Origin of the sequence: Kitasatospora cystarginea (genome assembly GCF_039533515.1) — a bacterium.
In the GTDB taxonomy this organism is placed as follows: domain Bacteria; phylum Actinomycetota; class Actinomycetes; order Streptomycetales; family Streptomycetaceae; genus Kitasatospora; species Kitasatospora cystarginea.
In genome coordinates this window covers 1-7,466 of record NZ_BAAATR010000096.1, presented here as the reverse complement: position 1 = coordinate 7,466, position 7,466 = coordinate 1, and the positions used below count along the sequence as shown (strand labels likewise).

The following is a 7,466-nucleotide window of genomic DNA, read 5'->3' as shown; positions in this document are numbered from 1 at the left end:
GGCCCTCGCCATACCCACAGGCACAAACAGCACGCCCGGACAAGCAGAAACGGCCCGCCAGCAAAGCTGACGAGCCGTCATGCAAGATCGAGGCTAATGATCCGTCCACTTTCTCCGAATATTTCAATATTGACCGGCCGAAAGCTAGCCCCCCGCTTTCCACCGGTTCAGACGCGCTTTCACGGCTCCACAGCCACTCCATCCAGTACGGCACTCACTGACCTCGATCTTTCGTGACGGCCCGTCGGTTCACTTGAGTTCTAGTGGTCCTCGCAACACCCCAGCTCAGGGGTCCGATGGACTTCGATATTCGCGACCGTTCGGTCAACCAGGGGGCGCGTGCCCTCACTGTGGGCCGGACCGTCGGCGGAGGGCCGCGCCCTGCCTGTGACAGACGGGAGCGAGGTTCTGACGCCATATCATCCCGTCATGGCCTCCCCGAGCTGATCCGCATCGTCTCCCGCTCCTCACCCATGGCTCTCGCCCAGGTCGAGCGGGACCGCACCGCAGTGGTGCCCGTCACCGCCTCCGGCGACCGCTGGCCGGGCGACCTCGCGCGGCTCGGCGGCAAGTGCGCATTCACCAAGGAGGTCGACGCCGCGCTGATGGCCGACGAGGCCGACCTCGCGGCGCATGACTCTATTGCCCAATTTGGTTGTGTTGATCAGGCGGCGAGTCGGTAGGCGAGCCGGGACAGGCGGCTCATGCGGGTCCTGGGGCGGTGGGGCTGCTGGCTGGTCCAGTAGGCGTCGAGCCGGATGATGTTGATCGCGGTGGCGGAGAAGGCGTGCTGGAGGCTGACCTTGGGCAGGCCGCGGTAGCGGGCCCGGCGCATTCCGGTGACGTCGAGGGCCTGGTTGATCGTGCCCTCGACTCCGGCACGCAGGGCGTACTTGGCCTGCCAGGTGTCGGTCTTCTGTGCGGTGCGGGCGGCGGCAACGTGCTCGTGGAGTTCTTGGGGCCGCAGGGTGAGCATGCGACGGCCCTTGATCGCGGTGGTGCACTTGTCGCGGGACGGACAGGGGCGGCAGTCGGAGCGGGCGAACTCGATCACGATGGCGTCGTGTCCGTGCTGCCGGACGGGATACCAGCCGGTGCTGGTGCGGCCTTCAGGACAGCCCACCTGACGGGCTTTCCAGTCGACGTCGAAGGCGCTCTTGTCGAAGCCTTCGGCGGCGCGGGCCTGACGGGAGCGGTCGGCCAGCAGCGGGGTGACCATGGTGATGCCGTCGCGGGCTGCGTCGGCGACCAGCTCGGCAGAGGGGTAGCCGGAGTCCAGGTAGTGCTCGCCCGGCTTGAGCTGCCGTTCGGTCAGGCGCTGCTGGATGCCGGCGGTGGCGGTCACGTCCGACGCGGTGGACACGGTGGTGACTACGTCGGTGATCAGGTTCGGCCGGGCAGGTGAGGCTGTCGCGCTCGTGTCGGTGCTCGCGCTCGTGCCGGCGGTCGTGGTGTCAGGGGTGTCGGCATCGGTGTGGGGGTCGCAGGTCTCGGTGAGGTGGACCTTGTAGCCGCACCAGAACAGCTCGTCTCCCTTGGCCGACCAGCGGGCGTCCGGGTCGTAGGGGGAGGCGAGGCGGAGTTGGCCGGGCGGGAGGCCGTCACTGTCGGCCTCCCGCTTCCTGATCACCTCCCGTCCCCGGGTGTCGGTCGTCACGTGGTAGGTCTGCACCACCACCTGGCGCAACAACTCCACCGGCTCGATCTCGCGCAGCCACACGGGAGCGCCGGGCGCCCGTACCGCGCGCAGCAGCGCGAGGGCGTCCTGGCCGTAGACCTGCGCGAGCTGGTCACGCTTGGTCTTCGAGGAGGGCGGGCGCCAGGAATCGACGCGGGCTGCGTACCGCAGTTCCCATTCCCCGATCCGGTCTGATCCGAAATGCGTCGCGAGTCAGGTTGGGGCCGCACCGGCCAGTGCCTCCAAGGCGGCGCGCACGCTCTCCCCGGCCAACTCGAGTCGCGCTCCGCCCGGACGGCAACGTCGCTGGCTTGGTTGAGGCGCTCGGCCCACCTCCGGTTCGCAAGGTCCGTCCGGTCGGGGGCGGGGGATGAGCGGGTGGGTGGGGCTGATCGTGGGCGGTCGTCGATGCGCTGGGACGCGGGGCGCGCACGGTGGGCGGGTGCCGGGGCCGCCGGGGCTGCTGGGCGGTTGGGGAGTGCGAGGGCGGTGAGGGTGTCCGCGATTGTCGCCGGCGGCAGGGCCTCGGTCAGGCGGCTGGCGGCGAGAGCGTCGGCGGCCGCCTGGCTGCCGGTCGCGGCCAGCAGGGTCTGTTCCAGCTCGGCGAGCGCGCTCTGGCCCGTGCTGTGGCCGCGTGCGGTCGCCGCTGTGCGGGCGGCATCGACGAGCTGGCCGGCCAGGCGGTGGCGCTGCGTGGTGAGTTCGCGCATCCGCTTGCCCTCCAGTCGTTCCTGGGCCTCGCGCAGAGCGTGTCCGAGGTCCAGCAGGCGCTGCACGCCGACGGGGTCGGTGCGGGTGAGGAGGTTGGCCAGCCAGGCGCCCTGAGTGGGGCGGCGCAGGCGGTGGATGCGGTCGGCGAGTGCGCGGTCGCCGCCGTGCCGGGCCTGCTCCGCGGCTGCGTTGCGGGCCGCGGTGAACTGGTTCGGCGTCAGCCCGTAGAGGCGCTCTGCCACCGCGTCGAAGTCCTCCACCAGCACTCCCTGACCGGCCGCCGCAGGGCGTCATGCTGCCCCGGGGCGGCGGCAGGGTCCACACATCGGGGCCGAAGGGTGTCCCTGCCACCGTCGCGGCATTCGGCCGCCCTTCCCACGGTGCCCGATGTCCGTGGCGCACGCCTGTGCCGGAGGGCCGATCGGGCCCGGACACAGAACGCTTTACCAGCCCCGCGGTTGCCCGCGGGGCTGACGGGCTCGACAGGGTGTCCCGGCCCGCGCCACCGGCCCGCTTCGAACCGCCGTCCGCCCGCGTGGCGGGAGGACCGGCTGCGGCGCTCGCGGCCGCGGGGACGCTGTCCGGGCGCACGGAGCGATCGCCGCCCGCCAGGTTGGTGAAGCGGCCATGCGCGAGCTGAGGCCAGCGGCCTGTAGTGGGGATGTCAGCCCCACCAGGCCGAGGCGTCCTCTTCGGTGCGTCTGCGCTCGTTCTCCGCGCTCTGCGCTGCGACGCGGTCGAGTTCGAGCAGGATGTTCAAGGCGGTGGCCGCCGCGGCGGCCACCGGCATGGAAGCACCGACCGCGTCGAACGCGCCCTTCTGGTCTCCGTTGTTCCAGCAGTCCACAGCCGTCGACGCCAACTCCTTCAGCTCGGTGAGCTTGATGAGCGCTGTCACGGGCACCGGAACGTCGTGCGAGCTCGTCGGACTGTCGGTCACGGGAATCACCACCTTGATGAATGCCAGCGGGCTGCTGCGGCTTTCCGCCCGCAGGCGGAACCGGCGCATGCCCGCGGCTGCCGGACGCCGGTACGGGGGCTGAAATCAGGGCCGCTGGTCGTCATCATGCTGATCACCGGCGTGGATGTCGCCGGCACCGGGAGCCGGCAGATCGGCGAAGAGACCGAGCAGCCCCGCGATCTCGTGGTCGGCGTCGGCGGGATGGCGGAAGAACGTGCCGCGGGCGACACGGTAGTGATTGCGGCGCCCGCACCGGGAGTGAGCCAGTATCCGACACCTTCAACATCGGAGACGATCGCGCGCACCCCCGCTCCACAACCGCAGGAGCACCTCCGGGTCCCGCGAGATCCTCAGCGGCACACGGGAGTGGTTTCGTCAGGAACGTCCAGCTGCTCCGCTGCTCACGTCCTTCCTCCATAGCACGATTGTGCACCAAAATTCAGGACATACAAGACATGATTCTCAATTCATCTCTGTCGCAGGCAGCAGCAGCCAGGCGGGGCACAGCTCCCGGACCTCACAACCACCGCTGCGCCGTGCTCGATCAGAAACCAGGTGTGGGCGCGGCCGGTGGCGAAAGCTTTGGACCGGTCGGTGGATTCGCGTGAGGCTGGGTGTATGAGTGGTCCGGGAACTGGAGCGCATTCCCGCCGCGGGGTGCATGTGATCGTCCGGCCGGTCGGCGACGATGGTTCGGGTGAGCCGGCCCGGCCCGGCGCGTGGACGTGGACGGGATGCCGGTGGGCCATGCCCACAACGCGTCCGATGTCACGGAGTTCATGGGGCGTGCCGGGCTGGACGCGGCGCTGATCGAGGATCCGGGGATCGTTGAATGGCAGGGCGGCGGCCCTGACTTGTGGAAATGAGCGGCGGCACTGCCGGGCGAGGGCTGTTCTATGGGCTGGAGGCTGGGCGAGGCCGCTCGGGACAGCGTCTGTGCGGTTCAGGTCTCGTCCTCCAGCCGGATCGCCTCCTCCAGGGACTCCACCGCCTTGTCGGTGTGTCCGCTGCGCTGTTCCAGCAGGGCTGCGGCGATGGCGTCGAGCTTGCGCTGGATGGCGTGTTCGGCGCGTCGTTCGGCGTTCTTCAGCAGTGCGAGCAGCAGCAGTGTCACGGCGGTGATCAGGTCGCCGATCAGCAGTTGCCCGCTGAGGGAGAGGCCGACGGCGTGGACAGCGACGAAGGTGGCCACCAGGAGCAGGCACAGCAGGAAGAACACGGGTGAGCTGGTGAAGTTCGAGGCGCGTTCGGCCACGCGCTCGAAGTGGCCGCGGCCGCTGTCGGCGCGTTCGGCGGGATGCCGGAAGGACATGGGTCCTGCATAGTGGCCTGAGTTGCGGGGCGGCGCTCGCCACGCCGGTGGCCAGCCCTGGTACCCCGGCCGGGCGGCGCTGTCGCTGTCGTCTATCCGCGACTTGGGTCGCTGCATCACTGATGAGGAAGCCGAACGCTGCGCCCTTGCCGCAGCACTGCCCAACCGGGCCCTGGCCGTGATCGCTTCCCATATCCCCCTGCCCGAACCGGTCGCCGCCCCGCCTTCGTCGAAACCGTCGCCCGCGCCCTGAACAGCAGCCTCACCACCGCCCGCTGGGACGTCTTTGCTGTCCTGGCCGCCCTCGCCGGCGACCGGCTCATTGACCGTCTCCTCGCTCATCTGCCCATAACTACGCGCTCCTGTGGGGCCGAGCCGACCGCACCCCGCCGCTTGACCACGTCCGGTACCCCGCGCCCGCCCAAATGTGTTGACCTTGGTGTTCGGCGGGCGTTGGATAGGCGCTCCCCGGCCGGGTGCCCCGGAGCCGGCCCGCACGCTTCAGGAATCGCGCCGCGCGATCAGCTCGGTGAAGCTCTGTTCGACGTCGACGAGCGCGGCGGGCCGGCTCGGTCCGGCCGCACGGGGGTGGTCAGGCCGAACCGATGAGGAGCGGCAGCACGCCAATTTCTGACTGGACGGCACGACCGCTCCGGCCGGGGCTGTTCTAGCCCTTGAAGGTGTCCTTGGCCGCGTCCTTCACCTTCTCGGCCGCCTGTTTGGCGTCACCCTTCACCTGGTCGCCCTTGCCCTTGGCTTCCAGCTGTTCGTCACCCGTCGCCTTGCCGGCCGTCTCCTTGACCTTGCCCTTGGCCTTGTCGGCGATGTTCTTGGCCTTGGCACCAGCACTCATGACATCCTCCTGGATCCGTAATCGTCGGCGTCACCCAGCCATCCGGTGACGTGTCATCAGCGAGCCGCGACCCGCCGGTCGAAGCCGGCACGGCCTGTCCGACACGGCCGGGCTCTTTGACGTCATCCTCGGGGGACCCGGTCGGCCTTGCCACTCGACTGTCCCGCCTGATCGCCGACCGCACCGAGGGCTCCGTTCCTCACCGATCGCCGGGCCCGGGACGCACTTCCCGATGCCGCCGGCCGCTCCTTTTCGGCGTACGGAGTTGTCTCCCCAACCCGGTACGAGCGAACGTCCTCGGCTGCTTGGCCGCCGCATGGCCGGGGTCGGCCGATAGCCAGCCAGCCTCGGGACAGGGCGGTCAGTCCGGGGTGGGGCGTAGCCCCATCGAGCAGCGACGCCCGTAGGGCGCCCTTGACGGACTGTCGTGTCCCGCACCCTGAGAAATCGGGTGGCCCCGGCTCCCCGACCTGCGCACGAACACCTTCAGGGTGGGGACGTATCGCTGTACCTCACTGGCCACGTTCCGGGTGTACGCCGACACTCCCGGTATGTCTCCGCCCGACGGCGCTGGTGCGGTGCGCCCGGCGCGTCGCCAGTTCCCGCCGTGTCCCGTCCTGATGTCCTTTTCTCGGTTGGCGTGTGCGGCTGTCCGCCGGGGTGGGCTGCACGGGTTCCACCGTCGGCCTTCGGCAACTTGTGCTGACCCACCGGTGGCGGTGCCCGGACCCCTGGGTGCGCCACCGGGTGTCGGCGGGGCCGGGCGGGCCCAACACGGCTGAGCATGCGACGATGCCGGTCTCAGCGGCTGCATACCATGAAGGTGAACGAAGTGGGGCCGGTCCCGGGCACTGGGACCCGGGAGGGGCTGGGGGCCCCGAGAACGGTCGGAGGTGCTTCCCGTGACAGCGGTCCGGCGATACGGCATCACGCTCCCTGGGGCGCCCGGCAGCCATGGCCCGCCCACCGTGATCGTGGTCCACCTGACGTCGGACCTCACCGCAGACGGGCGGCCCGTCTACGCCGACGACTCTGGTGCCTTCCGCGTCCAGATCACCGACGAGGGTGTCGCCCAACCCCTCGCGGACACCGCCTCCGCCTCGGGCGGGTGCGGACAGGAGCAGTGCCTGCACGCCGAGGCCCTGCCTCCACCCGGCGGAGCCGACGGCGCAGGCCTACTGCGGGGGTGAGGCCGGGGCCGGGCTCCCGTTCCCGCACGCCGATGCGGTTGGCCGTCTACAAGGAGTTCTCCCGCCAGTACGTGTCGCTCGGAGCCCGGGTGCGGGACGCGGCGGCCATCGTGCGGGACGAAGAGAGGCGACAGCCGCCGGATCCCTGGCCCATGTCCGCAGGTCCGGACCGATTCGGCCTGAGCCGTTTCGGGCCGTACACGATGGCGTCGGCGTACGGCTGGCGCACGGTGAGTTCCTCGCGGTGTGCAGCCCTTCGCCGCCGGAGTGTTCGCCGCCGGCGGCGATGTGGGCAGGTGGCAGCCGTTGTGGCTGATGTCCTGGTCCTCGTGGTCGAAACGTCGCTGCTGCTTGTCGACAGTGATGACGGCGGGCAGCAGGACTGGTGAGGGAGTCGACGATCTCCCGGCGCCTGCTCGCCCGCTTCGAAGCCGCGCTCGGCGCGCTCATCTTCGGCACCGCAACCGTGGTCCAGGATCCGCCTCCTACCGGCACAGCGCCGTGCAGGTCCGGGCGCAGACACGGGTGGGCTTCCCTCGCCGCTTCCGCCTCGAGTCGCCTCCATCATCGGCCTGGTGCGGCCGGGTCCTGCCAGGCCTCTCGGGGCCCTGCTCAACTTGCACGGGCCTCCTGCGGCCACCGCCCTGACCCACGCGGAGCCGCACCGTGACCGGGGCAGGCGGTCAGGTGATTCAGTGCAGGAGAACGGCCAGGAGTTCGGCGAGACTGGGGCCGGCGTCGGCCGGGTGGCGCAGTTGTTT

Annotated in this window: 7 protein-coding genes and 2 pseudogenes; 5 read left to right on the top strand and 4 right to left on the bottom strand. The window is 70.3% G+C overall.

All coding sequences use genetic code 11. The annotated features are described in order from the left end of the window. Together ABD369_RS39580 and ABD369_RS39575 are read left to right on the top strand one after the other, a co-directional pair. Positions 1-221: pseudogene (locus tag ABD369_RS39580) on the top strand (hypothetical protein); the annotation flags it as partial. Between the two features lie 195 nt (positions 222-416). Then, a pseudogene (locus ABD369_RS39575) lies at positions 417-635 on the top strand (hydroxymethylbilane synthase); the annotation flags it as partial. 29 nt (positions 636-664) lie between these two features. On the opposite strand, the gene ABD369_RS39570 reads toward ABD369_RS39575, so the two are convergent. After that, complete coding sequence (locus ABD369_RS39570) at positions 665-1,720, bottom strand: transposase (protein WP_344641494.1); 1,056 nt, start codon at positions 1,718-1,720, stop codon at positions 665-667. A gap of 1,333 nt (positions 1,721-3,053) precedes the next feature. Then, positions 3,054-3,398 (bottom strand): hypothetical protein, encoded by a 345-nt coding sequence (locus ABD369_RS39565; RefSeq protein ID WP_344641493.1) that lies wholly within the window; start codon positions 3,396-3,398, stop codon positions 3,054-3,056. A 671-nt stretch (positions 3,399-4,069) separates the two neighbouring features. On the opposite strand from ABD369_RS39565, the gene ABD369_RS39560 reads away from it, so the two are divergent. Continuing rightward, positions 4,070-4,216, top strand: a complete 147-nt coding sequence (locus tag ABD369_RS39560; protein ID WP_344641492.1) for a hypothetical protein — start codon at positions 4,070-4,072, stop codon at positions 4,214-4,216. Between the two features lie 77 nt (positions 4,217-4,293). Here ABD369_RS39560 and ABD369_RS39555 read toward each other — a convergent pair whose 3' ends face one another. After that, positions 4,294-4,662, bottom strand: a complete 369-nt coding sequence (locus tag ABD369_RS39555) for a low affinity iron permease family protein (protein ID WP_344641491.1) — start codon at positions 4,660-4,662, stop codon at positions 4,294-4,296. 667 nt (positions 4,663-5,329) lie between these two features. Further along, positions 5,330-5,515: a CsbD family protein gene (locus tag ABD369_RS39550; RefSeq protein WP_344641490.1), complete on the bottom strand. Its 186-nt coding sequence runs from the start codon at positions 5,513-5,515 to the stop codon at positions 5,330-5,332. Positions 5,516-6,417: 902 nt separating this feature from the next. Here ABD369_RS39550 and ABD369_RS39545 point away from each other — a divergent pair. Both ABD369_RS39545 and ABD369_RS39540 read left to right on the top strand, forming a co-directional pair. After that, the gene (locus ABD369_RS39545; protein ID WP_344641489.1) at positions 6,418-6,705 is read left to right on the top strand and encodes a DUF6296 family protein; all 288 of its coding nucleotides are present in this window, start codon (positions 6,418-6,420) and stop codon (positions 6,703-6,705) included. Positions 6,706-6,743: 38 nt separating this feature from the next. After that, positions 6,744-7,094: a hypothetical protein gene (locus ABD369_RS39540; RefSeq protein WP_344641488.1), complete on the top strand. Its 351-nt coding sequence runs from the start codon at positions 6,744-6,746 to the stop codon at positions 7,092-7,094. Positions 7,095-7,466: the final 372 nt, after the last annotated feature.

Excerpts from the sequence above, each read along its gene's own strand:
- ABD369_RS39565 (WP_344641493.1), bottom strand. The coding sequence starts at position 3,398 with ATGCGCCGGTTCCGCCTGCGGGCGGAAAGCCGCAGCAGCCCGCTGGCA.
- ABD369_RS39555 (WP_344641491.1), bottom strand. The coding sequence starts at position 4,662 with ATGTCCTTCCGGCATCCCGCCGAACGCGCCGACAGCGGCCGCGGCCAC.
- ABD369_RS39550 (WP_344641490.1), bottom strand. The coding sequence starts at position 5,515 with ATGAGTGCTGGTGCCAAGGCCAAGAACATCGCCGACAAGGCCAAGGGC.